Source organism: Streptomyces roseifaciens, assembly GCF_001445655.1.
GTDB lineage: Bacteria > Actinomycetota > Actinomycetes > Streptomycetales > Streptomycetaceae > Streptomyces > Streptomyces aureoversilis.
In genome coordinates, this window is sequence record NZ_LNBE01000005.1 from 83,963 (window position 1) to 110,219 (window position 26,257).

General features: G+C 72.0%; 18 protein-coding genes, 2 pseudogenes and 1 riboswitch. Of the genes and pseudogenes, 14 read left to right on the forward strand and 6 right to left on the reverse strand.

What is annotated here, in order from left to right; translation table 11 throughout:
* Positions 1 to 35 precede the first annotated feature (35 nt).
* From AS857_RS33795 to AS857_RS33805, 3 genes are all read left to right on the forward strand, one after another.
* Positions 36 to 974: a FadR/GntR family transcriptional regulator gene (locus tag AS857_RS33795; RefSeq protein WP_079110903.1), complete on the forward strand. Its 939-nt coding sequence runs from the start codon at positions 36 to 38 to the stop codon at positions 972 to 974.
* 433 nt (positions 975 to 1,407) lie between these two features.
* Positions 1,408 to 2,958, forward strand: a complete 1,551-nt coding sequence (locus AS857_RS33800; protein ID WP_058047325.1) for an RNA polymerase sigma factor — start codon at positions 1,408 to 1,410, stop codon at positions 2,956 to 2,958.
* Positions 2,959 to 3,140: 182 nt separating this feature from the next.
* Positions 3,141 to 4,259, forward strand: a complete 1,119-nt coding sequence (locus AS857_RS33805; protein WP_063804430.1) for a S1 family peptidase — start codon at positions 3,141 to 3,143, stop codon at positions 4,257 to 4,259.
* On the opposite strand, the gene AS857_RS33810 is transcribed toward AS857_RS33805, so the two are convergent.
* On the reverse strand, positions 4,219 to 4,449 hold the full coding sequence (locus AS857_RS33810) for a DUF7455 domain-containing protein (protein ID WP_058047288.1): 231 nt from the start codon (positions 4,447 to 4,449) through the stop codon (positions 4,219 to 4,221). The two genes, AS857_RS33805 and AS857_RS33810, sit on opposite strands and share 41 nt — an antisense overlap.
* Before the next feature lie 442 nt (positions 4,450 to 4,891).
* Here AS857_RS33810 and AS857_RS33815 point away from each other — a divergent pair, with 442 nt between their 5' ends.
* The 4 genes and pseudogenes from AS857_RS33815 (at position 4,892) to AS857_RS33830 (ending at position 10,093) form a co-directional block, all read left to right on the forward strand.
* Complete coding sequence (locus AS857_RS33815) at positions 4,892 to 7,012, forward strand: DNA gyrase/topoisomerase IV subunit B (RefSeq protein ID WP_058047289.1); 2,121 nt, start codon at positions 4,892 to 4,894, stop codon at positions 7,010 to 7,012.
* Between the two features lie 300 nt (positions 7,013 to 7,312).
* Positions 7,313 to 7,809: pseudogene (locus tag AS857_RS33820) on the forward strand (LuxR C-terminal-related transcriptional regulator).
* Between the two features lie 128 nt (positions 7,810 to 7,937).
* Positions 7,938 to 8,318 (forward strand): annotated as a pseudogene (locus tag AS857_RS41715) (DUF485 domain-containing protein); the annotation flags it as partial.
* Positions 8,319 to 8,500: 182 nt separating this feature from the next.
* Positions 8,501 to 10,093 (forward strand): solute symporter family protein, encoded by a 1,593-nt coding sequence (locus AS857_RS33830; protein ID WP_058047291.1) that lies wholly within the window; start codon positions 8,501 to 8,503, stop codon positions 10,091 to 10,093.
* A gap of 83 nt (positions 10,094 to 10,176) precedes the next feature.
* On the opposite strand, the gene AS857_RS33835 is transcribed toward AS857_RS33830, so the two are convergent.
* Positions 10,177 to 10,854 (reverse strand): response regulator, encoded by a 678-nt coding sequence (locus AS857_RS33835; RefSeq protein WP_058047292.1) that lies wholly within the window; start codon positions 10,852 to 10,854, stop codon positions 10,177 to 10,179.
* 3 nt (positions 10,855 to 10,857) lie between these two features.
* Positions 10,858 to 12,537 (reverse strand): sensor histidine kinase, encoded by a 1,680-nt coding sequence (locus AS857_RS33840; RefSeq protein ID WP_058047293.1) that lies wholly within the window; start codon positions 12,535 to 12,537, stop codon positions 10,858 to 10,860.
* Positions 12,538 to 12,848: 311 nt separating this feature from the next.
* Here AS857_RS33840 and AS857_RS33845 point away from each other — a divergent pair, with 311 nt between their 5' ends.
* From AS857_RS33845 to AS857_RS33855, 3 genes are all read left to right on the forward strand, one after another.
* A complete protein-coding gene (locus tag AS857_RS33845; RefSeq protein WP_058047294.1) occupies positions 12,849 to 13,691 on the forward strand; it encodes an ABC transporter ATP-binding protein in 843 nt (280 codons plus the stop codon).
* A 37-nt stretch (positions 13,692 to 13,728) separates the two neighbouring features.
* Positions 13,729 to 14,586 (forward strand): ABC transporter permease, encoded by an 858-nt coding sequence (locus tag AS857_RS33850; protein ID WP_058047295.1) that lies wholly within the window; start codon positions 13,729 to 13,731, stop codon positions 14,584 to 14,586.
* Positions 14,587 to 14,684: 98 nt separating this feature from the next.
* Positions 14,685 to 15,743 carry an ABC transporter substrate-binding protein gene (locus AS857_RS33855; protein ID WP_058047296.1) on the forward strand — a complete coding sequence of 353 codons (1,059 nt, stop codon included), beginning with the start codon at positions 14,685 to 14,687 and terminating at the stop codon, positions 15,741 to 15,743.
* Positions 15,744 to 15,786: 43 nt separating this feature from the next.
* Here the strand turns inward: AS857_RS33855 and AS857_RS33860 are convergent, their stop codons facing one another.
* Both AS857_RS33860 and AS857_RS33865 read right to left on the reverse strand, forming a co-directional pair.
* Positions 15,787 to 16,689, reverse strand: coding sequence for a sucrase ferredoxin (locus tag AS857_RS33860; protein ID WP_058047297.1), 903 nt, complete (start codon positions 16,687 to 16,689; stop codon positions 15,787 to 15,789).
* Positions 16,690 to 16,750: 61 nt separating this feature from the next.
* The gene (locus tag AS857_RS33865; protein WP_058047298.1) at positions 16,751 to 18,040 is read right to left on the reverse strand and encodes a citrate synthase family protein; all 1,290 of its coding nucleotides are present in this window, start codon (positions 18,038 to 18,040) and stop codon (positions 16,751 to 16,753) included.
* Positions 18,041 to 18,159: 119 nt separating this feature from the next.
* Between AS857_RS33865 and AS857_RS33870 the strand changes: the two genes are divergently transcribed.
* On the forward strand, positions 18,160 to 19,308 hold the full coding sequence (locus AS857_RS33870; RefSeq protein WP_058047299.1) for a citrate synthase/methylcitrate synthase: 1,149 nt from the start codon (positions 18,160 to 18,162) through the stop codon (positions 19,306 to 19,308).
* A 17-nt stretch (positions 19,309 to 19,325) separates the two neighbouring features.
* Complete coding sequence (locus tag AS857_RS33875) at positions 19,326 to 20,411, forward strand: CobW family GTP-binding protein (protein WP_107105757.1); 1,086 nt, start codon at positions 19,326 to 19,328, stop codon at positions 20,409 to 20,411.
* A 36-nt stretch (positions 20,412 to 20,447) separates the two neighbouring features.
* Here the strand turns inward: AS857_RS33875 and AS857_RS33880 are convergent, their stop codons facing one another.
* The gene (locus AS857_RS33880) at positions 20,448 to 22,904 is read right to left on the reverse strand and encodes a DNA gyrase/topoisomerase IV subunit A (protein ID WP_058047301.1); all 2,457 of its coding nucleotides are present in this window, start codon (positions 22,902 to 22,904) and stop codon (positions 20,448 to 20,450) included.
* Positions 22,905 to 23,127: 223 nt separating this feature from the next.
* Between AS857_RS33880 and AS857_RS33885 the strand changes: the two genes are divergently transcribed.
* Together AS857_RS33885 and AS857_RS33890 are read left to right on the forward strand one after the other, a co-directional pair.
* The gene (locus AS857_RS33885; RefSeq protein WP_058047302.1) at positions 23,128 to 24,480 is read left to right on the forward strand and encodes a M16 family metallopeptidase; all 1,353 of its coding nucleotides are present in this window, start codon (positions 23,128 to 23,130) and stop codon (positions 24,478 to 24,480) included.
* Positions 24,481 to 24,512: 32 nt separating this feature from the next.
* The gene (locus AS857_RS33890) at positions 24,513 to 25,880 is read left to right on the forward strand and encodes a M16 family metallopeptidase (protein WP_058047326.1); all 1,368 of its coding nucleotides are present in this window, start codon (positions 24,513 to 24,515) and stop codon (positions 25,878 to 25,880) included.
* Between the two features lie 217 nt (positions 25,881 to 26,097).
* Positions 26,098 to 26,253, forward strand: a riboswitch (cyclic di-AMP (ydaO/yuaA leader).
* Positions 26,254 to 26,257: the final 4 nt, after the last annotated feature.

Consider the following 26,257-nt stretch of genomic DNA (forward strand, 5'->3'; position numbering starts at 1 on the left):
GTCAATTGTGAGGTAATGGGCGATCACCCTTTCGTGTGCTTTTCACCAAAGACCTCAAGGGACTTCGAGGTGTCGCCGACAAAGGAGGCGTGAGTACCCTTGCGCACACCATGATGACCGCGGCTCGCCCCGCCGACTCCGGCCTCGCAGGCCCGGGCGAGCTTGACCGTTACTCCTACGCGGAGGCCTCCGGGCACGACCGCGGGGCCCCGCCGGCCTGGGACGGCGAGGCCGAGCTCAGCCGCGCCGGCCGCCGGGCCGCAGGCAGCCGGGGCCGGGGCCTGCACGGCCAGCTCGTGCAGCAGCTCGGCCAGATGATCGTCTCCGGGGACCTGGGCGCCGACCGCCCGCTCGTCCCCGAGGAGATCGGGCAGCGCTTCGAGGTCTCCAGGACCGTCGTCCGCGAATCCCTGCGCGTCCTCGAGGCCAAGGGCCTCGTCAGCGCGCGCCCCAACGTGGGCACCCGCGTCCGCCCCGTCAGCGACTGGAACCTCCTCGACCCCGACATCATCGAGTGGCGGGCCTTCGGCCCCCAGCGGGAGGACCAGCGCCGCGAGCTGTGCGAGCTGCGCTGGACCATCGAGCCCCTCGCAGCCCGCCTCGCCGCCGGCCACGGCCGAGAGGACGTCCAGCAGCGCCTGGCCGACATGGCCGAGATCATGGGCCACGCGCTGGCCCAGGGTGACTCCCTCACCTTCACGCGCGCCGACGCCGAGTTCCACTCCCTGCTCCTGCAGGTCGCCGGCAACCGCATGCTCGAGCACCTCGCGGGCATCGTCTCCTCCGCCCTGCACGTCTCGGGCGCGCCCTCCGGCGGCTGCGACCGCCCCACCGAGGCCGGCGTAGGACACCACCTCCGCATCGTCGACGCCGTCGGCGCGGGCGACGGGGCCGGGGCCGAGGCCGCGATGAGGCAGCTGCTCATCGCCCACCCGGACGTCGAGCGCGTGGTGCCCGCGCCCCGCGAGCACTGACCGCGGAGAGGAGCGGGACGGTACGGGTGGGTTCGTACGGAAGGGCCGCACGCGCCGGGCCGGGACAGGGCTCACGCGTGCGGCCGGATGCGCGACCGCACCCGTGAGCCGTCCGGTGGCGCCGGCGCCCCTCCCGGAACTCGGACCGGGAAGCCAGGAAGTGGAGTGTTCTGTCCAGTTGGGCGGGCATTCACTCCGTTTTGGGGTGTGACTCGGGCCACGAGGATTGGGCGTAACGCTCCTTGAGGCAATGCGATGACTAAAGAGGTGGTGGACGCGGAGGGAATACGGGCCTCGTCCGGGGCGCTGTGTCCGTCTGCATCTCATCACCCGCGCGCCGTCGGTTCATCCATGCCGGCGGTCGTCGGAACCGGTTCCCCGATCAGGGCGGGCCGGGGCCGGAAGCCGTTTCCATCGTTCCGAGAGGTTGTTCGTGTCGGCCAGCACATCCCGTACGCTCCCGCCGGAGATCGCCGAATCCGAGTCTCTGATGGCGCTCATCGAGCAGGGAAAGGCCGAGGGGCAGATCGCCGGCGACGACGTGCGTCGGGCCTTCGAGGCTGACCAGATTCCGCCAACCCAGTGGAAGAATGTTCTGCGCAGCCTCAACCAGGTCCTCGACGAGGAGGGTGTGACGCTGATGGTCAGTGCCGCCGAGGCGCCCAAGCGCACCCGCAAGAGCGTCGCAGCGAAGAGCCCGGCGAAGCGCACCGCCACCAAGGCCGTCGCCTCCAAGACGGTCACGGCCAGGCAGACCGCGTCCTCGGCGTCCGCCACGTCCGCCTCGGCGGCGTACGGCGACGACGAGAGCGCGGAGGCGCCCGCCAAGAAGGCCGCCACCAAGAAGGCGGCGGCGAAGAAGACGGCGGCGAAGAAGACCGCCGTCAAGAAGACGGCGGCCAAGAAGACCGCCGCGAAGAAGGACGCCGACGAGCTCATCGACGAGGACCTCGTCGACGAGACCCCGACCCCGGGCAAGGGCGAGGAGGAGGACGAGACCGGCGAGAACAAGGGCTTCGTCCTCTCCGACGACGACGAGGACGACGCTCCCGCGCAGCAGGTCGCCGTCGCCGGTGCCACCGCCGACCCGGTCAAGGACTACCTGAAGCAGATCGGCAAGGTCCCCCTCCTCAACGCCGAGCAGGAGGTGGAGCTCGCCAAGCGCATCGAGGCGGGCCTGTTCGCCGAGGACAAGCTGGCGAACTCCGACAAGCTCGCCCCCAAGCTCAAGCGCGAGCTGGAGATCATCGCCGAGGACGGGCGCCGCGCCAAGAACCACCTCCTGGAGGCCAACCTCCGCCTGGTGGTCTCCCTGGCCAAGCGCTACACCGGCCGCGGCATGCTCTTCCTGGACCTGATCCAGGAGGGCAACCTCGGTCTGATCCGCGCGGTCGAGAAGTTCGACTACACCAAGGGCTACAAGTTCTCCACGTATGCGACCTGGTGGATCCGCCAGGCCATCACGCGCGCGATGGCCGACCAGGCCCGCACCATCCGTATCCCGGTGCACATGGTCGAGGTCATCAACAAGCTCGCGCGCGTCCAGCGCCAGATGCTCCAGGACCTGGGCCGCGAGCCCACCCCGGAGGAGCTGGCCAAGGAGCTCGACATGACCCCCGAGAAGGTCATCGAGGTCCAGAAGTACGGCCGTGAGCCGATCTCCCTCCACACCCCCCTGGGTGAGGACGGCGACAGCGAGTTCGGTGACCTCATCGAGGACTCCGAGGCGGTCGTGCCGGCCGATGCCGTGAGCTTCACCCTGCTCCAGGAGCAGCTGCACTCCGTCCTGGACACGCTCAGCGAGCGCGAGGCGGGCGTGGTCTCCATGCGCTTCGGCCTCACCGACGGCCAGCCGAAGACCCTCGACGAGATCGGCAAGGTCTACGGCGTGACGCGTGAGCGCATCCGTCAGATCGAGTCGAAGACGATGTCCAAGCTGCGCCACCCGTCCCGTTCCCAGGTCCTGCGCGACTACCTGGACTAGGACCGGACGGACGACGACGACCCCGCAGGGCCCGGCACCTCTCCCCGAGGAGCCGGGCCCTGCGGGCTGTACGGGTGACAGTGCTGCCGATCCGGAGGCATGCCGTCCAGGTTCCGGATGCGCCGATCGCCGTGCGGGTTGACTCTGGGTGTGCAAGGAACCCCGCAGAGTCAGGAGATCGTATGCGTTCGCTGAGCTGTCTGCTGGCCGGATCGATCGCCATGGTCTTCGCGGTCCCGGCCCCGGCGGTGGCGGACCGTGCGGTCGTCGGAGGGCAGGCCGTGAGGGCCTCGGAGGCGCCCTGGGTGGTGGCTCTGGGCAGCCGGCAGCGGTTCGGGGCTGCCAGGGCCGGACAGTTCTGCGGCGGGGTCCTCGTGGGCCGCAGGACGGTCGTCACGGCGGCGCACTGCCTGAGCCGCGAGGTGCTCGGCGTCGACGTGAGCGAGGCGAGGGACCTGCGGGTCATCGTGGGCCGTGATGACCTGCGGGGTGCCGTCGGAGCCGAGGTGGAGCCGCGGGAGACCTGGGTCAACCCGGGGTTCGATCCGGGGACCAACGCGGGAGACCTGGCCGTGCTCACCCTGCGCAACCCGGTGCCGGAGAGTTATGTGATCCCGGTGGCGCAGCAGGGCGACGCCGCCTATCGGGTGGGCACCAAGGCCACGGTCTACGGCTGGGGCGACGTGATCGGCAACGGCACCTACTCGGAGATCCTGCGCGGGGCGGGAGTACGGGTCCTGCAGGACGCGGTGTGCGAGCGGGCGTACCCGGGGAGTGCGGACGGTGTCTTCCGCCGGGCCTCCATGCTGTGTGCCGGGATGCCGCTCGGCGGGCGGGACGCCTGCCAGGGGGACAGCGGCGGACCGCTCGTGGCGCAGGGCAAGCTCGTGGGCCTGGTGTCCTGGGGGGCGGGCTGCGGGCAGCCGCAGTATCCCGGGGTCTACACGCGGATGTCGGCCTACACGGCGCTGGTGGCGGCGCACGGCGGCGAAGGCGCCCAGCAGGCCCAGTCGCCGGCGGCGCAGGGCCAGCCCCCGGCCGTCCAGCCGGCTGCTCCCGCCGCTCACCAGGGGGCCGCGGCAGCTGCAACGCAGCCGCAGAAGCACAAGCAGCACCAGCACCACACCGCGAAGGTGCGCAAGAGCGTACGAGAGCGGGCGGCTTCCCCCGTGAAGGGGGGAGCCGCCCGCGGCTGCCCGGCCATGAGGGGCCGGACCTCGCTCGTCGTCGGATGCGATGTGTCAGCGTTCCGCTACGGACTCAGCGGTCCTCTTCGGGCGCAGACGCCGGGGGGGCGGTGAGCCGCTCCGTCTCGTCCTGTATTTCCGCGGCGATCTTCTTGAGTTCTGGCTCGAACTTACGCCCGTGGTGGGCGCAGAAGAGCAGTTCACCGCCGCTCATGAGAACGACGCGCAGGTAGGCCTGAGCGCCGCACCGGTCGCAGCGGTCAGCGGCCGTCAGCGGGCTCGCGGGGGTCAGAACAGTAGTCACGTCGCCTCTTCTCTAGCTCGACGAGCTGTCGTACCAGGGTCAACATCCAACCAGGCCGAAAACGTTCCCGCTCGCGGCTTTTCCTCGAAAGTTCCTTCCGAGTCTCTTCCGAGTCGGCCAGATCTTGACGGTTGGCGGCGAATGAGCCGTATTGCGTGGGCCTACGGTTTCACATCGCTGGGGGCTTTCGTCCTCCCGGCCGGCTTGCCGGTGTTCTTGAGGACGTGCCCGGAGCCTAAATGGTTCATGCCTCCAAGGGAACGTGATGTGCACGTCACTCCATCGTGTCATCGAACGTGTGATCGATCACTGGACTAGCATGGGCGTTCCCACGGGTGGCTGCACAAAGGCTCTACCAGGCATCGGTACCCTCTGAACGGCAACCGGGCCGCCGGCCCGCCCGACCGGGGCCGAAAAGAAATTCAGCGAGGAGCGAACCCGCGTGACCGCCGAAACGTCCGTGCCGTCCACTGCGCTGCTGACCGGGGCAGACCGGGACGGGTCCAACTACACCGCGCGGCACCTGCTCGTCCTCGAAGGCCTGGAAGCCGTCCGCAAGCGGCCCGGCATGTACATCGGCTCGACCGACAGCCGCGGCCTCATGCACTGCCTCTGGGAGATCATCGACAATTCCGTCGACGAGGCCCTGGGCGGCTACTGCGACCGCATCGAGGTGATCCTCCACGACGACGGCTCCGTGGAGGTGCGCGACAACGGCCGCGGCATCCCCGTCGACGTCGAGCCCAAGACCGGACTGTCGGGCGTCGAGGTCGTCATGACCAAGCTGCACGCGGGCGGCAAGTTCGGCGGCGGCTCCTACGCGGCGTCCGGCGGTCTCCACGGCGTCGGCGCCTCGGTGGTCAACGCGCTCTCCGCGCGCCTGGACGTCGAGGTCGACCGCAACAGCAGGACCCACTCGATCAGCTTCCGCCGCGGCGTCCCCGGCATCTTCACCGAGTCCGGCCCGGACGCCCCCTTCGACCCGGCCAACGGCCTGCTCAAGGGAAAGAAGATCCCCAAGGTGCGCACCGGCACCCGCGTCCGCTACTGGGCGGACCGGCAGATCTTCCTCAAGGACGCCAAGCTCTCGCTGGAGAACCTCTACGGGCGGGCCCGCCAGACCGCCTTCCTGGTGCCGGGCCTGACGATCGTCGTCCGCGACGAGCGCGGCATCGACGGCGAGCAGGCCACCGAGGAGGTCTTCCGCTACGACGGCGGCATCAGCGAGTTCTGCGAGTACCTGGCGCAGGACAAGGGCGTCTGCGACGTGCTGCGGCTGAGCGGGCAGGGCACCTTCAAGGAGACCGTGCCGGTCCTGGACGACCGTGGCCACATGACCCCCACCGAGGTCACCCGCGAGCTGGGCGTGGACATCGCCCTGCGCTGGGGCACGGGCTACGACAGCACGGTCAAGTCCTTCGTCAACATCATCGCCACCCCCAAGGGCGGCACCCACGTGACGGGCTTCGAGCGCTCGATCACCAAGACCGTCAACGAGGTCCTGCGCTCGTCGAAGCTGCTGCGCGTCGCCGAGGACGACGTCGTCAAGGACGACGCCATGGAGGGGCTCACGGCGGTCGTGACCGTACGCCTGGCCGAGCCGCAGTTCGAGGGGCAGACCAAGGAGGTCCTGGGCACCTCGGCCGCCTCCCGGATCGTGGCGAACGTGGTCGCGAAGGAGCTCAAGGCGTTCCTGACCTCCACCAAGCGCGACGCCAAGCAGCAGGCGCGGGCCGTCCTGGAGAAGGTCGTCGCCGCGGCCCGCACCCGTATCGCGGCGCGCCAGCACAAGGAGGCCCAGCGGCGGAAGACCGCCCTGGAGTCCTCGTCGCTGCCGGCCAAGCTCGCCGACTGCCGCAGCGACGACGTCGAGCGCAGCGAGCTGTTCGTCGTCGAGGGCGACTCGGCGCTCGGCACGGCCAAGCTCGCGCGGAACTCCGAGTTCCAGGCGCTGCTGCCGATCCGCGGCAAGATCCTCAATGTCCAGAAGTCGTCGGTCTCGGACATGCTCAAGAACGCCGAGTGCGGCGCGATCATCCAGGTCATAGGAGCGGGGTCCGGCCGGACCTTCGACATCGACGCGGCCCGCTACGGCAAGGTCATCTTCCTCGCCGACGCCGATGTCGACGGCGCGCACATCCGCTGCCTGCTGCTCACCCTCTTCCAGCGCTACATGCGCCCGATGGTCGAGGAGGGGCGGGTCTTCTCCGCGGTGCCCCCGCTGCACCGCGTGGAGCTCACCCACCCCAAGAAGGGGCAGGACAAGTACATCTACACGTACTCGGACGCCGAGCTGCGGCAGACGCTGCTGGAGCTGGAGCGCAAGAACGTGCGCTACAAGGACTCCATCCAGCGCTACAAGGGTCTCGGCGAGATGGACGCCGACCAGCTCGCGGAGACCACGATGGACCCGCGTCACCGCACCCTGCGCCGGATCAACATCAGCGACCTGGAGGCGGCGGAGCGCGCCTTCGACCTGCTGATGGGCAACGAGGTGGCACCCCGCAAGGAGTTCATCACGAACTCCGCGGCCACCCTGGACCGCTCCCGCATCGACGCCTGACCGCGTTTTCTCCTTCCGGGGCCCGGCCGGGCCCCGGCTCAGCGGCGCCTCTCCACCCCCGGGTGGAGAGGCGCCGTCGTGCCTCTCCACCCGGCACCCACCCGTGCTCCGATCCGCGCCGGGAGCCCCGTCCGTAGATTCGGAGCATCGCTCGTCGGTGCACGGCCGGCGGCTGACCTTGGCGGCAGGGGGGAGCTCGCGTGCCGGTGGAGAGCTGGACGGCCTGGCCCGCCCGCGAGGCGCTGTCCCGCATGGGGGTACCGCGGAGCAGACAGGCGATGACGTGGGGGGCGGGCCGCGGTGGCCGGCCTGGTCCTGTGGGGGGTGCTGCGGGAGGGGCCCTTCCACGGCTGGGGGTACGCACTGCTCGCCGCCGGGCTCGGGGTCTGGGTCGCCGCCGTGCGGGGCTACCGCATGCCGCGCTGCGACGGGGTGGAGGCCACGCGGCGCATCCGCGCCCGGCACCCGGCCACTCACGTCGTCGTCCTCACCACCTACGCCGACGACGACTCGCTCTTCCCGGCGCTCCGGGCCGGTGCGCGCGGCTATCTCACCAAGGACGCGGGCGGCGAGGAGATCGTCCGGGCCGTACGGCACGCGAGGCGGAGGTGCCGGCGCTGGTCGCCGACGGTCTGTCCAACGCCGAGATCGCCCGCAGGCTGCATGTGAGCACGGCGACGGTCAAGACGCACATCAACAACCTCTTCGCCAAGACGGGGGCGCGCGACCGGGCCCAGGCCATGCGCTATGCCTTCCAGCACGGCATCGCGCGGCCCCCGGAGTCATCCATCACCTGATGGGGTGAACGTCGGGGCGACGACCGGGTCCGCATCCCGGCGTTCTGTCCATCCTTGGGTCCCCGGCTGCGGGTGACGGCTGTCAACCGGTCGGTCGTCGAACGGGCTTGGGACCCAGGGAGAGTGCGGTGGAGAAACAGGACAGACGCGGTACCGGAAGCGCCGATGCCGGAACGATTCAGCCGGCTCGCGCCCTCTCCGCGCCGGACGTCTACAGCGAGGTCCAGCGCGGTGCGGCCTTCCAGGAAGTCCGCAGCCGCTACCGCCGGTTCGCCTTCCCGGCGGCCGCCGCCTTCCTGCTGTGGTACCTGGCGTATGTGGTGACGGCCACCGCGGCCCCCGGCCTGATGGCCCGGCAGGTGGCGGGCGCGCTCAACGTCGCCATGCTCGCCGGACTCGCCCAGTTCGCCACGACGTTCCTGCTGACCTGGGCCTACGCCCGCCACGCACGGCTGCACCGGGACCCGGCGGCGCTGGAGCTGCGCTGGGCGGTCACCCTGGAGACCCGCCAGGAGCAGGCCCGCCATGAGCAGGCCTGTCAGGAGCAGGCCCGCCAGGAGCAGACCCTCCGGGCGCAGGCCTTCGGGCAGGACGGCCGGGAGCCGATTCTCCAGGAGCGGGCCCGTCTCCTCCCGGCCGACGGGGACCCGCGCTGCGGCGCCCGACCGGTCCGCACCCGGGGTGAGCGCGCATGACGGGCACTCACCACGGCCTCGCCCTCGCGCTGTTCTGCGTCTTCGTCCTGGTCACGCTGGCCATCACCACCTGGGTGGGCCGCGAGCGCCGCGGCTCGCCGGAGGAGTTCTACGCGGGCGGGCGGCTCTTCAGCCCCATGGAGAACGGTTTCGCCATCGCGGGCGACTACATGTCCGCCGCCTCCTTCCTCGGCGTCACCGGCCTCATCGCCCTCTACGGCTACGACGGCATCCTCTACACCGTCGGCTTCCTGGTCGCCTGGCTCGTCGTGCTGTTCCTCGTCGCCGAACTCGTCCGCAACTGCGGCCGGTTCACCCTCGCGGACGTCCTGGTCACCCGGCTGCGCGAGCGCCCGGTCCGGATCGCGACCGGAGCCTCCTCCGTCACGGTCTCCGTCCTCTACCTCGTCGCCCAGATGGTCGGCGCGGGCAGCCTGATGACGCTGCTGCTGGGCGGGACCGGCGAGCGCGCCCGCGCCTGGACCGTCGTCGGCGTCGGCGTGCTGATGGTCGTCTACATCACCCTGGGCGGCATGCGGGCCGCCACCTGGATCCAGATCGTCAAGGCCGTCCTGCTGCTGGGCGGCACGATCGCCCTCACCGTCCTCGTCCTCCTGCGCTTCCACGGCGACCTCTCCGCCCTGCTCACCACGGCAGCCGGCCGCAGCGGCCACGGGCAGGCCTTCCTCGCCCCGGGCCTGAAGTACGGCGGCGGCTGGACCTCCCGGCTGGACTTCGTGAGCCTGGGCCTCGCGCTCGTCCTCGGCACCGCCGGTCTGCCGCACATCCTCTCGCGCTTCTACACGGTGCCCACCGCCCGCGCCGCCCGCCGCTCGGTCGTCTGGTCCATCGGGCTCATCGGCGGCTTCTACCTGATGACCATCGTGCTCGGCTTCGGCGCCGCCGCGGTCCTCGGCTCGGACGCCGTACGGGCCGCGGGCGCCGCCGGGAACAACGCCGTGCCGCTGCTCGCCCTCGACCTGGGCGGCGGCGCCGGGTCCACCGGCGGCACGGTCCTCTTCGCCGTGGTCGCCGCCGTCGCCTTCGCCACGATCCTCGCCGTCGTCGCCGGGATCACCCTGGCCTCCTCCGCCTCGGTCGCCCACGACCTGTACCGGACGCTGAGCCGCCGCGCCCCCACGCCCCGCAGCGAAGTGGCGGTCGCGCGCGTCGCGGCCGCCGGCACCGGCGCGGTGGCCATCGGGCTGGGGCTGCTCGCCCAGGACCTCAACGTCGCCTTCCTGGTCGGGCTCGCCTTCGCCGTCGCCGCCTCCGCGAACCTGCCGGTGCTCCTCTACACGCTCTTCTGGCGGCGGTTCACCACCCGCGGGGCGGTCTGGTCCGTCTACGGCGGCCTGGTCCCGGCCGTCGTGCTCGTCGTCCTCTCGCCGGTCGTCTCCGGCGGCCCGGGCGCGATCTTCCCCGGTGCGGACTTCGCGCTCTTCCCGCTGGAGAACCCCGGCCTCGTCTCCGTCCCGCTGGGCTTCCTCGCCGGCTGGCTCGGCACGGTGACCTCGCCCGAGCCGGCCGACGCGGGCGGCCACGCCGAGACGGAAGTGCGCTCGCTGACGGGAGCCGGTGCGGCGTAGCGGCAGGCCGCCCGGGCCCCGCCGAGGGCCCCGGTCCGCCGTGCGGAGCGCCCGGCCTCACCGCAGCGCGCAGGGGGCCGGCCTCAGCGGCCCGTCCACGCGTAGCGGTGCTCCGGGCGCCCCGTCTCGCCGTACTTGAGGGTCAGGCTCAGCCGCCCGGACTCCTCCAGCCGCTTCAGATAGCGCTGCGCCGTCGAGCGGCTCAGCCCCGACCGCGCCGCGACCTCGTGCGCCGACAGCGGGGACGCGGCATCGGAGAGGACCCGTCGTATCAGCTCGGCCGTGGGCGCCGAGTGGCCCTTGGGCAGCGGCGTGCTGGTCGCCGCCGTGCGCAGGGTGCCGAAGATGCGGTCGACCTGGTCCTGCCCCGCCTCCTGCGCGTCGTCGAGGGTCCGGCGCAGCTGTGCGTACGCCTCCAGCTTCACCCGCAGCCCGGGGAAGGTGAACGGCTTGACCAGGTACTGCAGGGCCCCGTAGCGCATGGCGGTCTGCACGGTCGCGACGTCGCGCGACGCCGTCACCATGATCACGTCGGTGAGGTCGCCGAGCTGCCGCAGCCGGCGGACCAGCCCCAGGCCGGTCTCGTCCGGGAGGAAGTGGTCCAGCAGCACCAGGTCGATGCCGCCCTTCTCCAGCACGGCCATGGCCTGTGCCGCGTTGTGGGCCTTGGCGCCGACGCGGAAGCCGGGAACCCGCGCCACGTACGCGGCGTTGATCTCGGCGACACGGAAGTCGTCGTCCACGACCAGGACCTCGATCATCGTTCACCCCTTCGAGCGAGCTGAGTGGGCCGGGTGGGCCGGGTGGGCAGGCAATCGCAGCGCTTCGGGCAGTTCCACGGTGAACACGGCGCCGCCGCCGTCCCGTTCGCCGGCCCGAACCGAGCCGCCGTACCGCTCGGCCAGCCGCCGTACGAGCGAGAGGCCGAGGCCCCGGCGGCGGTGCGGGACGGCTTCCTTCGTGGACCAGCCGTCGGTGAAGACCAGTTCGCGGACCGCGGCCGGCACCCCGGGGCCGTTGTCCGCCACCCGGACGACGAGCGTCTCCCCGACGGCCCGCAGCTCCACTTCCACGAACGGCGCGTCGTGGGGCACGTCCTCCGCACCCTCCGCAGAGACAGCCGGCGCGGCCCGTGAAGCGCCCGCCGTGGCGTCCAAGGCGTTGTCCACGAGGTTGCCTAGCACGGTGACGAGATCGCGCGGGTCCACGACCCGGTCGGGCAGCCGGGTCGCCGGGCTCACCCGCAGGGCCACACCGCGCTCCGCGGCGACCGCGCTCTTGCCCACCAGCAGGGCGCTCACCAGCGGGTCGCGGACGCGCTCGGTGACCTGCTCGGCCGTCGCCCGGTGGGCCCCGGTCACCTCCGCGACGAAGTCGGCGGCTTCCTCGTGCATGCCCAGTTCCAGCAGCCCGACGATGGTGTGCAGACGGTTGGCGTGCTCGTGGTCCTGGGCGCGCAGCGCGTCGGTCAGGCCGCGGGTGCCGTCGAGTTCGCGGCGGAGCTGTTCCAGCTCGGTGCGGTCGCGCAGCGTCGCCACGGTGCCGCCCGCAGCGGTGTCCCTGCGGTTGACGACCAGCACCCGCCCGTCCCGGACGGTCAGCAGGTCGGTGCCCGTCACGCGGCCCGCCAGCACGTCCGTGGTGCGGCCCGGCGGCAGGACGCGGTCGAGGGGGTGGCCGATGGCGTCCCGGCCGATACCCAGCAGGCGCGCGGCCGCGTCGTTGAGCAGGCGGACGCGCCCGTGCCGGTCGAGGGCGACCACGCCCTCGCGGATGCCGTGCAGCATGGCCTCGCGCTCGCCCAGGAGGGCGGAGATCTCGGTGAGTTCGATGCCGTGGGTGCGCTTGCGCAGCCGGCGGGAGACGGCGAGCGCGGCGAGCGCCCCGACGCCGAGGGCCGCACCCGCGTACATGAGGATGCCCGGCACGGCGCGTAACAGCAGTGCGTGCACGTTGTCGTAGGCGATGCCGACGGAGACGGCGCCCACGATGGCGCCCTCGCCGTCGCGCAGGGGCACTTTGCCGCGCGCGGAGCGGCCCAGGGTGCCGCGGCCGATGCCCGTCCACTCCTGCCCGCCGAGGGCCCGGCCGGGGTCGGTGCTGACGCGCTCCCCGATCCGCCCGGGGACGGTGTGGGAGTAGCGGATGCCACGGGTGTCGACGACCACGACGTAACTCGCCCCGGTGGCAAGCCGGATGCGCTCGGCGTCGGTCTGCACCGGCCCGTCGGGGGAGGGCGGTCCGGCCAGCAGGCTGTGCGCGATGCCGGGCTGGGCGGCGGTGGCCTGGGCGATGGCCAGGGCGCGGCGCTCGGCCTGCTCGTCGAGCTGGGCCGCGAGGGGCGCGAGGAAGAGCCCGGCGGCGAGCCCGGCGACCCCGGTGATGATCAGCAGCTGGACCAGCAGGACCTGGGCGAAGACGCGGCGGGGCCAGCGGGGGCGCATGCGTGTCCCCCTCCCTCTCGTCCTGATGTCGTCCTCCGGCCGGGTGATCTGCCGGCCGCTGACCGGAGTGTCCAATTCCGCTTCAGCGGCGTTCCGTTTCCGCACTGTGGACCGAACGTAGCCGGTCCTGCCCCCCGCCGCCGGTTCCGTGGCGCTTTCGTTGTTCTACCGCGAGCAAAACGAGCAGAACAGGGTTCGTGCGCTGAAGCCGCACAGCGCTCACAAGGCTGTCTGTGCGCCATGCGACACATCTAGCCTCCACCACCGGTCACCCGCATGGCCGGAAACCTGCACAGGAGGAGGCGGCAACGATGATCAGCGGCACCCCGCCGGGCCACGCCCCGGCGATCGAGCTGCGCGGAGCGAGCAAGGTGTTCCGTACGCCCTCGGGCGCCTCGCACACGGCCGTACGGGATCTCGACCTGACCGTGGGGCAGGGCGAGTTCGTGGCCGTCGTCGGCCCCACGGGCTGTGGGAAGTCCACCACGCTCACGCTGGTCAGCGGCCTGGAGGAGCCGACCGAGGGCGAGGTGCTGATCGGCGGCGCACCCGTGACCGGGATCCGGCCGGAAGTCGGCTTCGTCTTCCAGCAGGACGCCGTCTTCCCCTGGCGGACGGTGCTGTCCAACGTCATGGCGGGCCCGCGCTTCCGCGGCGTGCCCAAGGCCGAGGCGCGGGAGCGGGCGCGCGAGTGGCTCGGCCGCGTGGGGCTCGCGGCCTTCACCGACCGCTATCCGCACCAGCTCTCCGGCGGCCAGCGCAAGCGCGTCGCGCTCGCCCAGACCTTCGTGGGCGACCCGGAGATCCTGCTGATGGACGAGCCCTTCTCGGCGCTCGACGTACAGACCCGGGCCCTGATGTCGGACGAGCTCCTGGAGCTGTGGGGCGGCTCCCGCCCCGGCGGGCGGGCCGCGTCCGTCATCTTCGTCACCCACGACCTGGAGGAGGCGATCGCCCTCGCCGACAAGGTCGTCGTGATGACCGCCGGGCCGGCGACCGTCAAGGAGGTCTTCCCCATCCCGCTGCCCCGGCCGCGAAAGGTCGAATCCGTGCGCCTGGAGGCGGAGTTCGTGGAGATCTACCGCGAGATCTGGTCGTCCCTCGGTGAAGAGGTCCGCATCACCCGTGAGAGGGGTGCCTCCCGTGTCGCTTGAGTCCGTCGATTCGGTCGCTTCGGCCGAGGCGCTTGCATTGGAAGAGCCCCTCAAGCTCCCTGCTCCCCCGGCCGGTGGCCGGACCGCCGCCCGCGCCAAGGCCGTCCGCCGGCGCAGGCTGACCGTGTACGCGGCGCGGCTGCTGGTGCTCGCCGTCGTGCTGGGTGCATGGGAGTTGACGGCCCGCAACGGCATCATTGATCCGTTCAACTTCTCGATGCCGTCGAAGATCTGGGACCAGATCGTCCAGTGGACGCTCCACGGCACGCCGCAGGGCTCGCTGGGCGAGCAGATCTGGTACACGCTCTACGAGGCCCTGCTCGGCTGGGTGTTCGGCGTGGCCGGCGGTGTGGTGCTCGGGATCGCGCTCGGCCGGGTGCGCTTCCTGGCGGACGTCTTCAGCCCCTACATCAAGGTGCTCAACGCGCTGCCGAGGATCGCCCTCGTGCCGGTCTTCCTGATCCTGTTCGGGCTGGGTCCGGCGTCCAAGGTCGCGTCGGCGGTCGTCCTGGTCTTCTTCCCCGTGTTCTTCAACGCCTTCCAGGGGGCCCGCGAGGTCGACCGCAACCTGGTGGCCAACGCCCGCATCCTGGGCGCGAGCAACCGCCGGGTGACGCTGCAGGTCGTCATCCCCTCCGCGACCTCCTGGATCTTCACCAGCCTGCACGTCAGCTTCGGCTTCGCGCTCATCGGCGCGATCGTCGGCGAGTACCTCGGTGCGGCGAAGGGGATCGGGCTGCTGATCTCCGCCTCGCAGGGCACCTTCAACACGGCCGGCGTCTACGCCGCGATGGCCATCCTCGCCGTCGTCGCACTGGTCACGGAAGGGCTGCTGACCTTCGCCGAGAGGAAGCTCTTCCGCTGGAAGCCGGGCGGCTCCGGCGCGGGGGAGTGACGGCACGGCGGCCCGCACACCCCCACCCCCTGCACATCCCCCACCCCCCGGCACGTCCTGTTTTGCCTCCTACGAACCTCCGACCGTAAGGAACAGCGATGCGTACGTTCAGCAAGACCGCCGGAGCCCGCGCGGGCGCAGTCGCGGCGGTGATGTGCCTGACCTTGGCCGGGTGTGCCGACGACAACTCGACGAACAAGCGGAATTCGGCGATCGAGGCGGCGAAGGGCGACATCGTCAAGATCATGGTGGGCGGCCTGGACAAGGTCATCTACATGCCGGCGGTCCTCACCCAGCGGCTCGGCTACTTCCAGGACGAGGGGCTGACCGTCAACCTCCTCACCGAGCCCGCGGGCGTGCAGGCCACCACATCCCTGGTCGCCGGTGACGTCCAGGGCGTCGTGGGCTTCTACGACCACACGCTCGACCTGCAGGTGAAGGGCAAGCAGGTGGAGTCCGTGGTGCAGCTCGCGCAGACGCCGGGGGAGGTGGAGATCGTCTCCAAGAAGGCCGTGGGCAACCTGACCTCGCCCAAGGACTTCAAGGGCAAGAAGCTCGGCGTGACCGGACTGGGCTCCTCCACCGACTTCCTGACGAAGTACCTGGCGGTCAAGAACGGGGTGAAGGTCAGCGACTTCACGCCCGTGGCCGTCGGCGCCGGGCAGACCTTCATCTCCGCGCTCCAGCAGGGCGCCATCGACGGCGGGATGACGACCGACCCGACCGTCGCGCAGATCCTCGCCAAGGACGCGGGCAAGGTGCTCGTCGACATGCGGACGCCCGAGGGGTCCCGGGCGGCGCTCGGCGGCCTCTACCCGGCCTCCAGCCTCTACATGAACACCAGTTGGGTCAACAGTCACAAGGACGTCGTGCAGAAGCTCGCCAACGCCTTCGTGAAGACCCTCGGGTGGATGTCCGAGCACACGCCGGAGGAGATCGCGGCCAAGATGCCGGAGGACTACGCCAAGGGCGGCAAGGACCTCTACGTCGAGGCGATCAAGAACACGCTGCCGATGTTCACCAAGGACGGGGTGATGCCCGAGGACGGGCCGAAGACCGTCCACCAGGTCCTGAAGTCCTTCAACCCGGCGCTGAAGGACGCCAAGGTGGACCTGGAGAAGACCTACACCACGGAGTTCGTGAAGAAGGCGGGGTGACCCCTGCCGGGAGCGCCCCGGCAGAGCACCCCCGGAGAGCGCCTCAGGAGAGCGGGACGACGGACCCGACGTCCATCCGCGCCGGCATGCCCGGCGCCCGTCCGCAGCTCTCCGGACGAGCCGGCTCCGCGGCACCCTGCTCGACGGCCACCCGCCAGGAGCGGCCGTCGGTGTGGGCGACGGTCACCGACCAGTGCGGTGCCGAGCCCTCGGTGCGCGTCACGTCGAGGGCGTCCGCGCCCTCCTCGCCGGTCAGTTCGCGCACCGCCAGCTCCGCGGCCTGGGCCGGGCGCTCCCACGCGGAGCGGCCCCGGCAGTCGCCGGTGACGATCCGGCGGTCGCGCACCGCCTCCAGCACCTCCTTGACGCCGTGTGCGGTGACGCGGCCGTAGGCGTAGCCGTACGGGAGGACGAAGAGCGTGGGCGAGAAGCGGTGGCCGCCGATGTGGGTGACCTCCCAGGCCTCCGCCCCGGAGGCGGCCAGCTCGGCGGCCAGGGGGCGGCCCAGCAGGGCGCAGCAGCGGTCGCGCTTGCCGTTGGTGCACACGAACACCAGCGGGTCGCCCTCGTAGGCCTCCCACAGGCCGCCGTGCTCGCCGGCGCCGAGTGCGGCGAGGTCGAGCCGGGTCAGCTCCGCGGGGTCGGCGACCGCGGTGGTGCGGATCCAGGAGCGGCCCGGGGCGGTGTGGGCGGCGAACACCCGGTGGGCACCGGGCTGGTGGCAGTCGGCGTGCCGGCCGGGGCGGCGGATCAGCGCGATCCGGACGCCCGTGCCCTCGGCGGCCGCGTCCAGGGCCCGCCCGACGGCGGGGTCGAGGTGGCTCGCGGTCAGCGCGTCCGCACCCCAGGGCCCGGGCTGCTCGACGAGCAGCCACGTCCGCGCGGTGGCGGCGGTGCCGGCCAGTGGCTCGGACAGGTGGCGGGAGGCGGTCGCGCACGTACTCACGAAGGTAAGCCTAACCTGAGTTGCCGATGATCGTACGGCGCACTGCGGAGGTGGCTGAAGCTCACGGCATGGGCTGGGGCGGCCTGGGGCCCGAGTAGGCGCCCGTGGGGCGCATCCGGAGCGGACGCTCCGTGTACTCCTCCAGGGCGTGCGCGATCCAGCCGGCGGTACGGGCGACCGCGAACACCGTCTCCCCGGCCTCGGGCGGCATCTCCGCGGAGACCGACAGCACGGCGAGGGCGAGGTCCACATTGGCGTGCAGGGCCACGTGCCGGGCCGTCGTGGCCTCGACCTCGCGCGCCGCCTCCAGGGCGTCCGCGGCCGCCGGTACGGATTCCAGCCGCGCGAACAGGGCGGTGGCGCGGGGGTCGGGGCCCGGGTAGAGCCGGTGGCCGAGGCCCGGCACGCGGCGCCCGCCGCGCAGGTGGTCGGCCACGACCGCCCCCGCGCTGCCCCGCTGCAGCACCTCCGTCAGCATCCGGTGCGCCAGGCCGCTCGCCGCGCCGTGCAGCGGGCCCTCCATCACCCCGAGCCCGGCCGAGACCGCGGCGTAGGGGTGGGAGCGGGCGGAGGCGGCGACCCGTACGGCGAGCGTGGACGCGGCCAGGTCGTGGTCGATGAGCAGCACGAGTGCGGCCTCCAGGGCGCACAGTGACGCCTCGTCGGGCGCCTGCGCGGTCAGCCGGGACCACAGCCTGCGGGGGAGCGGGGCGCCGCCGCCGTCCTCCCGGGGCAGCCGCCCGGCGGCCGGCAGCGCGTCGACCAGCGTCGGGATCAGTCCGCGCGCCGTGCCCAGCACCGCCTCGGGCGAGAGGTCGAAGCGCATCGGGTCGGCGGCGGCCGCCGCGATCGCCGCCACCCGCAGGTGGTCGGTGGGGCCGCTGTGCGGGGGCATGGCGCTCACCGCGCGCAGCGCCGCGATCAGGCCGTCCTCCGGGGCGGTGAACCGCGTGCCGGGCCGCAGCCGGCCGGTCCACAGCCACTCCGCGACCTCCTCGTAGCCGTACCGCTCCGCGAGCGCGGTGGCGTCCACGCCGCGGTAGAAGTACCGGTCGTCCTCGATGAGGGTGATGCCCGTACGGATCGCCGTCTCGCCGCCGAACGCCGTCTCGCGCCGTCCGCGCCGCACGAGCGCGTCGACCTCGCGCGCGTCGAAGGTGCTGCCGCGCCCGCCGGGGCCGCGGCGGCTGGTGAGCTGGCCGCGGCTGACGTACGCGTAGACCGTCTCGGGCTTCACGCCGAGCCGCTCGGCGACCTCGCGGGTGGTCAGCCGCTCGCCCGGCCCGCCGTCGCGCTCCGTGCCGTCCGCCGGCTGCCGACCCGCGCCGTCCTTCGTCCTGTGATCCGCCATGGAGGACACGCTATCCACCTCTGCATATTGATTTGAATCAACATTGACAACTATTGAGTCAAGCATGGACAGTCGGGTCAAGGTTTGATCGATCACTGAACACGGATCAGGGGGCAGCAATGCCGATCACCGAAGTGCCGCGCGGACTCGCCGGCGTCGTCGTCACCGACACCTCCCTCGGCGACGTCCGCGGCCGGGAGGGCTTCTACCACTACCGCCAGTACTCGGCCGTCGAACTCGCGCAGACCCGGTCCTTCGAGGACGTCTGGCACCTGATGTTCCGCGGCTCCCTGCCGGACGCGCAGCAGCGCGCCCGCTTCGCCGCCGAGACCGCGGCCCTGCGCCGGCTCCCGCAGGACGTGCGCGACGCCCTGCCGGGCATCGCCCGTGCCGGTGCCGCCTCCGGCCCGCTCGCCGGGCTGCGCACCGCGCTGTCCCTGCTCGGCGCCTCGTCCGGGCTCCGGCCGCTGTACGACACCGACGCCGCCGGGCGCGAGGCCGCCGCGCTCGCCGCCTGCGCCGCCGTCCCCACCCTGCTCACGGCCCTCCACCGGCTCGGCAGCGGCCTGGAGCCCGTAGAGCCGCGCGACGACCTCCCGCACGCCGCCAACTACCTGTACATGCTCACCGGAGCCGAGCCCGACGCCCGGCAGGCGCGGGCCGTCGAGCGGTACCTCGTCTCCACCATCGATCACGGCTTCAACGCCTCGACGTTCACCGCCCGCGTCATCGCCTCCACCGGCGCGGACCTCGCCGCCTGCCTGTGCGGCGCGATCGGCGCGCTCTCCGGTCCGCTGCACGGCGGCGCCCCCAGCCGGGCGCTCGACACCCTCGACGCCATCGGCACCCCCGACCGCATCGACTCCTGGATCCGCGAACGCGTCCTCGCGGGCGAACGGATCATGGGCTTCGGGCACCCCGTCTACCGCACCGAGGACCCCCGCTCCCGGATGCTCCGCGAGATCGCCCGGGAGTTCGGCGGGGACCTTGTGGACTTCGCCGTCGAGGTCGAGGGCCGGGTGGAGGCGATTCTCGCCGAGCTCAAGCCCGGCCGGGAGCTTCACACCAACGTCGAGTTCTACGCGGGCGTCGTCATGGAGCTGTGCGGGCTGCCGCGCGAGATGTTCACCCCCACCTTCTGTGCGGCCCGCGTCGTCGGCTGGAGCGCCAATATCCTGGAGCAGGCGGACGACTCGAAGATCATCCGCCCGGCGGCCCGGTACGTGGGCCCGCCCCCGCCCCAGCCGGTCCCCGCCGTGCTCGACTGACGATGGAGGCGCCCCCCGTGGCCAAGCGACAGATCCCGGTCATCGTGCTTGCCGGTTTCCTGGGATCGGGCAAGACCACGCTCCTCAACCACCTCCTGGGGAGGAGCGGGGGCACCCGCATCGGGGCGATCGTCAACGACTTCGGCAGCATCGAGATCGACGCCATGAGCGTCGCCGGGCAGGTCGACTCGATGGTCTCGCTCGGCAACGGATGCCTGTGCTGCGCCGTGGACACCAGCGAGCTCGACGGCTTCCTCGACCGGCTCTCCCGCCCCGCGGCCCGCATCGACGTCATCGTCATCGAGGCCAGCGGCCTGGCCGAGCCGCAGGAAGTCATCCGGATGATCCTCGCCAGCGACAACAAGGACATCGTCTACGGAGGCCTCGTCGAGGTCGTCGACGCGGCGGAGTTCGCCGCCACCCGGGCCCGGCACCCGGAGCTCGACCGCCACGTGGCCATCGCCGACCTCGTCGTCCTCAACAAGGCGGACAGGGCCGGCGACGAGGCCCGCCGGGAGATCCTCGCCGTGCTGGAGGAGCTCGGCCCCGGCACGCCCGTCGTGCCTGCCTCGTACGGGCGCATCGACCCGGAGCTGCTCTTCGACCGCAAGCCGCGCGAGGACGACCCGTCGAAGACGCGCCAGCTGTCCTTCGAGGACCTGTGCGCCGACGACGAGCAGGACGGCCACGGCCATGACCACGAACACGGCGACGGCTGCCACGACGGCTGCGACCACGGCGGGCACCTGCACGCCGCCTACGAGAGCGTCGAGTTCGTCTCCGAAGAGCCCGTGGACCCGCGGCGGCTGATGGAGTTCCTCGACAGCCGGCCGGAGGGGCTCTACCGGATCAAGGGCTTCGTGTACTTCGGCATAGCCGGGCACAAGCACAAGTTCACCGTCCACGCCGTGGGCGACTTCCTGCGCTTCTACCGCTCCTCCTGGGCGCGGGCCGAGGAACGGCTCACCCAGCTCGTGCTGATCGGCAGAGGGGTCGACACGGAGGCCCTGCGGGCCGGGCTGGACCGCTGCCGCGTGACCGCGGGAGAGCCGCCGGCGGAGGAGAACAGCATGTGGGGAGTCCTGCGCTACGCACAGGGCTGACGGGGGCGCACGCGGCGCCCCCGCCCTCCGTGCCGGTTACACCGGGCCGGCCAGCGCCTTCACCGGCTTCGCCAGGGGAGTGCCCGAGCCGTCCCGCCGCGGGTCGGCCTCCGGCAGCTCCACCGGGGCGCCCTTCGCATCCGCCGCCCGCGCCGGGGCGGCACCCGCCCAGGCCATGACGAGGCAGTCCTCGCCCTTGAGGAAGCGCTGGCAGCGCACGCCGCCCGTCGCCCGGCCCTTGCGCGGGTACTGGTCGAAGGGGGTCAGCTTCGCCGTGCCCTCCGAGGCCCCCAGCAGGGTGCCCCGCGCCCCGGCCTGGGTGAACACCACCGCATCGGCCGCCGGGTCGATGGCGGTGAAGGAGATCACCTTCGCGTCCGGGGAGAGCTTGACGCCCGCCATGCCGCCCGCGGGCCGGCCCTGCGGCCGCACCTGCGAGGCCGGATAGCGCAGCAGCTGGGCGTCGTCGGTGATGAAGACCAGGTCCTCCTCGCCCGTCCGCAGCTCGGCGGCGCCGACGATGCGGTCGCCGTCCTTGAGGGAGATGACCTCCAGCTCGTCCTTGTTGGCCGGATAGTCGGGGACCACGCGCTTGACGACGCCCTGCTCCGTGCCGATCGCGAGCCCCGGCGAGGACTCGTCCAGCGTGGTGAGACAGACGACCGTCTCGCCGTCCGTCAGGGAGAGGAACTCCGACACCGGTGCGCCGCCCGCCAGGCTGGGCGCCGCCGCCGTCTCCGGCAGCTGCGGCAGGTCGATCACCCGCATCCGCAGCAGGCGCCCGGACGACGTCACCGCGCCCACCTCGCCCAGGGCCGTCGCCGGCACCGCCGAGGCGATCACGTCGTGCTTGACGCGCTTGGCCTCGCCCGCGGCGGGCGGGAAGGGCTCGCCGGTGGCCGTGCGGGCCAGCAGGCCGGTGGAGGACATCAGCACGCGGCACGGGTCGTCGGCGACCTGCAGCGGGACCGCCGACGCCGGGGCGCCCGCCGACTCCAGCAGGACCGTACGGCGGTCGGTGCCGAACTTCTTCGCCACGTCGGCCAGTTCGCCCGAGACCAGCTTGCGCAGCTCCGCGTCGGACTCCAGGATCCGCGTCAGCTCCTCGATCTCCTCTGTGAGCTTGTCGCGCTCCGCCTCCAGCTCGATGCGGTCGAACTTCGTCAGGCGGCGCAGCGGGGTGTCGAGGATGTACTGCGTCTGCACCTCGGAGAGGGAGAAGCGCGCGATGAGGGCCTCCTTGGCCTGCGCCGCGTTCTCACTCGATCGAATGATCCTGATGACCTCGTCGATGTCGAGCAGGGCCACCAGCAGGCCCTCGACCAGGTGCAGCCGGTCGCGCCGCTTGCCGCGCCGGAACTCGCTGCGCCGCCGCACCACCTCGAAGCGGTGGTCGACGTAGACCTCCAGGAGCTCCTTGAGGCCCAGGGTCAGCGGCTGGCCGTCGACCAGGGCGACGTTGTTGATGCCGAAGGACTCCTCCATCGGCGTGAGCTTGTAGAGCTGCTCCAGGACGGCCTCGGGGTTGAAGCCGTTCTTGATCTCGATGACCAGGCGCAGGCCGTGGGCGCGGTCGGTGAGGTCCTTGACGTCGGCGATGCCCTGGAGCTTCTTCGAGCCGACCAGGTCCTTGATCTTGGAGATGACCTTCTCGGGGCCGACGGTGAAGGGCAGCTCGGTGACGACCAGGCCCTTGCGGCGGGCCGTCACGGTCTCCACGGAGACGGTGGCGCGGATCTTGAACGTGCCGCGGCCCGTCTCGTAGGCGTCGCGCACGCCGCCGAGGCCGACGATCCGGCCGCCCGTGGGCAGGTCCGGGCCGGGGATGAACTTCATCAGCGTGTCGAGGTCGGCGCCCGGGTGCTTGATCAGGTGCCGGGCGGCCGCGACGACCTCGCCGAGGTTGTGCGGCGGCATGTTCGTCGCCATGCCGACCGCGATCCCGGACGAGCCGTTGACCAGCAGGTTGGGATAGGCGGCGGGCAGGGCCACGGGCTCCCGCTCGCTGCCGTCGTAGTTCGGCGTGAAATCGACCGTGTCCTCGTCGATCGACTCCGTCATCAGGGACGTCGCCGACGCCATCCGGGCCTCGGTGTAACGCATGGCCGCGGGCGGGTCGTCATTGCCGAGGGAGCCGAAGTTGCCGTGGCCGTCGACCAGCGGCACGCGCATGGAGAACGGCTGCGCCATGCGCACCAGGGCGTCGTAGATGGAGGCGTCGCCGTGGGGGTGGAGCTTGCCCATCACCTCGCCCACGACGCGGGCGCACTTCACGTAGCCGCGGTCGGGGCGCAGGCTCATCTCGTTCATCTGGTAGAGAATCCGGCGGTGGACCGGCTTGAGGCCGTCGCGCGCGTCGGGCAGGGCCCGGGAGTAGATGACGGAGTAGGCGTACTCGAGGAAGGAACCCTGCATCTCGTCGACGACGTCGATGTCGAGGATGCGCTCCTCGAAGTTCTCCGGCGGCGGGGTCTTCGTGCTGCGGCGGGCCATCGCGGCTGCGGCTCCTTCGATCGATTGCCGAGGCAGGGTGCTGACGCGGACCATTGTGGACCGCGCCACTGACAACACCGGACACGACCCGTCCGTAAGGGGGCACCGCGCCGGGAACTTCGCCGGATGTCAGCGCGCTTGCATACAGTGACAGCACTGCTCATCACGCGAGTCATCGCGCACCGGCGCGAGATTTGAAGCGATCGAAGGGACGTACATGCCCATGGGTCACACGGCCACGCAACAGGCCGGTACCGGCGGCCTCACAGCGACCGAGCACCGCCTGGCCAACGGCCTGCGGGTGGTGCTCTCCGAAGACCACCTGACCCCGGTCGCCGCCGTCTGCCTCTGGTACGACGTCGGCTCGCGCCATGAGGTCAAGGGCCGCACAGGTCTCGCCCACCTCTTCGAGCACCTTATGTTCCAGGGCTCGGCACAGGTCAAGGGGAACGGCCATTTCGAGCTGGTTCAGGGCGCCGGCGGCTCCCTCAACGGCACCACCAGCTTCGAGCGCACCAACTACTTCGAGACCATGCCGGCGCACCAGCTGGAGCTGGCCCTGTGGCTCGAGGCCGACCGGATGGGCTCCCTGCTCACCGCCCTCGACGACGAGTCGATGGAGAACCAGCGCGACGTCGTCAAGAACGAGCGCCGCCAGCGCTACGACAACGTCCCCTACGGCACCGCCTTCGAGCGGCTGACCGCCATGGTCTTCCCGGACGGCCACCCGTACCACCACACCCCGATCGGCTCCATGGCCGACCTGGACGCGGCCTCCCTGGAGGACGCCCGCGCCTTCTTCCGCACCTACTACGCCCCGGGCAACGCCGTCCTGTCGGTCGTCGGCGACATCGACCCCGAGCAGACCCTCGCCTGGATCGAGAAGTACTTCGGCTCGATCCCCGCGCACGACGGCAAGCAGCCCCCGCGCGACGGCGGACTGCCCGACGTCATCGGCGAGGAGCTGCGCCAGGTCGTCCGCGAGGAGGTCCCGGCCCGCGCCGTGATGGCCGCCTACCGCCTCCCGCAGGACGGCTCCCGCGAGGCCGACGCAGCCGACCTGGCCGTCACCGTCCTCGGCGGCGGCGAGTCCTCCCGCCTGCACAACCGCCTGGTCCGCCACGACCGCTCCGCCGTCGCCGCCGGCTTCGGCCTGCTGCGGCTCGCCGGCGCCCCCTCGCTGGGCTGGCTGGACGTCAAGGCGTCCGGCGGCGCCGAGGTGGCCGCCATCGAGGCCGCCGTCGACGAGGAGCTCGCCCGCTTCGCCGCCGAGGGCCCGACCCCCGCGGAGATGGAGCGCGCCCAGGCCCAGCTGGAGCGCGAGTGGCTGGACCGGCTCTCCACCGTCAGCGGCCGTGCCGACGAACTGTGCCGCTTCGCGGTGCTGTTCGGCGACCCCCAGCTCGCCCTGACCGCCGTGCAGCGCGTCCTGGACATCACGCCGGAGGAGGTGCGGCAGGTCGCCCAGGCCCGCCTGCGCCCCGACAACCGCGCCGTGCTGGTGTACGAGCCCACCGAGCCGGCCGCCCCCGCCGCCGACGAGAACGCCGAAGCAGAAGAGGAGACGGCCAAGTGAGCGACGCCCTGGCCGCTGACACCCAGCCTTCCATGGACTTCCACCCCCAGCCCCAGCCAGGGCCGGCGGCCCCCTGGGCCTTCCCCGCCCCCGAGCGCGGCACGCTCCCCAACGGCCTGACGGTGCTGCGCTGCCACCGCCCGGGCCAGCAGGTCGTCGCCGTCGACATCAACGTGGTGGCCCCCCTGGCCGCGGAGCCGGAGGGCCTCGACGGCGTCGCCACCATCATGGCGCGCGCCCTGTCCGAGGGCACCGACAAGCACACCGCCGAGGAGTTCACCGCCGAGCTGGAGCGCTGCGGCGCCACCCTCGACGCCCACGCCGACCACCCCGGCGTGCGCGTGTCCCTGGAGGTCCCCGCCTCCCGGCTCGGCAAGGCCCTCGGCCTCGTGGCCGACGCGCTGCGCGCCCCCGCCTTCCCCGACCACGAGGTCGAGCGGCTGGTGGGCAACCGCCTGGACGAGATCCCGCACGAGCTGGCCAACCCCGCCCGCCGGGCCGCCATGGCGCTCTCCAAGGAGCTCTTCCCGGCCGACTCGCGGATGTCCCGCCCGCGCCAGGGCACCGAGGAGACCGTCGCCCGCATCGACGCCGCCTCCGTGCGGGCCTTCTACGAGGCCCACATGCGCCCCGCCACCACGACCGCCGTGGTCGTCGGCGACTTCACCGGGGTCGACCTCGACGCGGCCCTCGCGGACTCCCTCGGCGCCTGGACGGGTTCCCCGGCCGAGCCGTACCCGCTCAAGCCGGTCACCGCGGACGACACCGGCCGCGTCGTCATCGTGGACCGCCCCGGCGCGGTCCAGACGCAGCTCCTCATCGGCCGCATCGGTGCGGACCGGCACGGCCAGGTCTGGCCCGCCCAGAGCGTCGGCACGTACTGCCTGGGCGGCACCCTCACCTCCCGTCTGGACCGCGTCCTGCGCGAGGAGAAGGGCTACACCTACGGCGTGCGGGCCTTCGGCCAGGTGCTGCTGTCCACCCCGGAGGGCACCGGGGCGGCCATGCTCGCCATCAGCGGCTCGGTGGACACCGCCTCCACCGGCCCCGCGCTGGAGGACCTGTGGACCGTCCTGCGCACCCTCGCCGCCGGGGGCCTGACGGACGAGGAGCGCGACTCCGCCGTGCAGAACCTCGTCGGCGTCGCCCCGCTGAAGTACGAGACGGCGGCGGCCGTCGCGGGCACCCTCGCCGACCAGGTCGAGCAGCACCTGCCGGACGACTTCCAGGGGCGCCTGTACGAGCGCCTCGCCGCGACGGGCACGGTGGAGGCCACCGCCGCCGTGGTGAGCGCCTTCCCGGTCGACCGTCTGGTGACGGTGCTCGTCGGTGACGCCGCGCAGATCGAGGAGCCCGTCCGGGCCCTCGGCATCGGGGAAGTGACCGTGATCACGGGCTGAGGCCCCCCGGCGGGCCGGCCGCACCGGTCGGCCCGTCAACCGGCAGGCACGCGCGCCCCTGAGGCGCGTGTGCCTGCCAAATGTCCGATTTAGCGGAGTGGTTGCACGTCTGCGTTGTGGCGTGGGCCACAAAATGGGGCTTCTGTTTGCCGATCGAAAGTGGCGGCGTCTAGCGTCAAAGCGTCTGTCCGTCAGATGTGCGTCGCATCCGCGGCCCGGGCAGACATCGCCGAGTCCCCGTACGGCGCGAGCCAGGGGAGCCGGGGACCCAAGTGTCCCTGGGGTGAATCGGGCCCCTTTCCGGAGGGATCCGTAGGAGACCTTCCTGCTCCGAACCCGTCAGCTAACCCGGTAGGCGAGAAGGAAGGAAAGGAGTG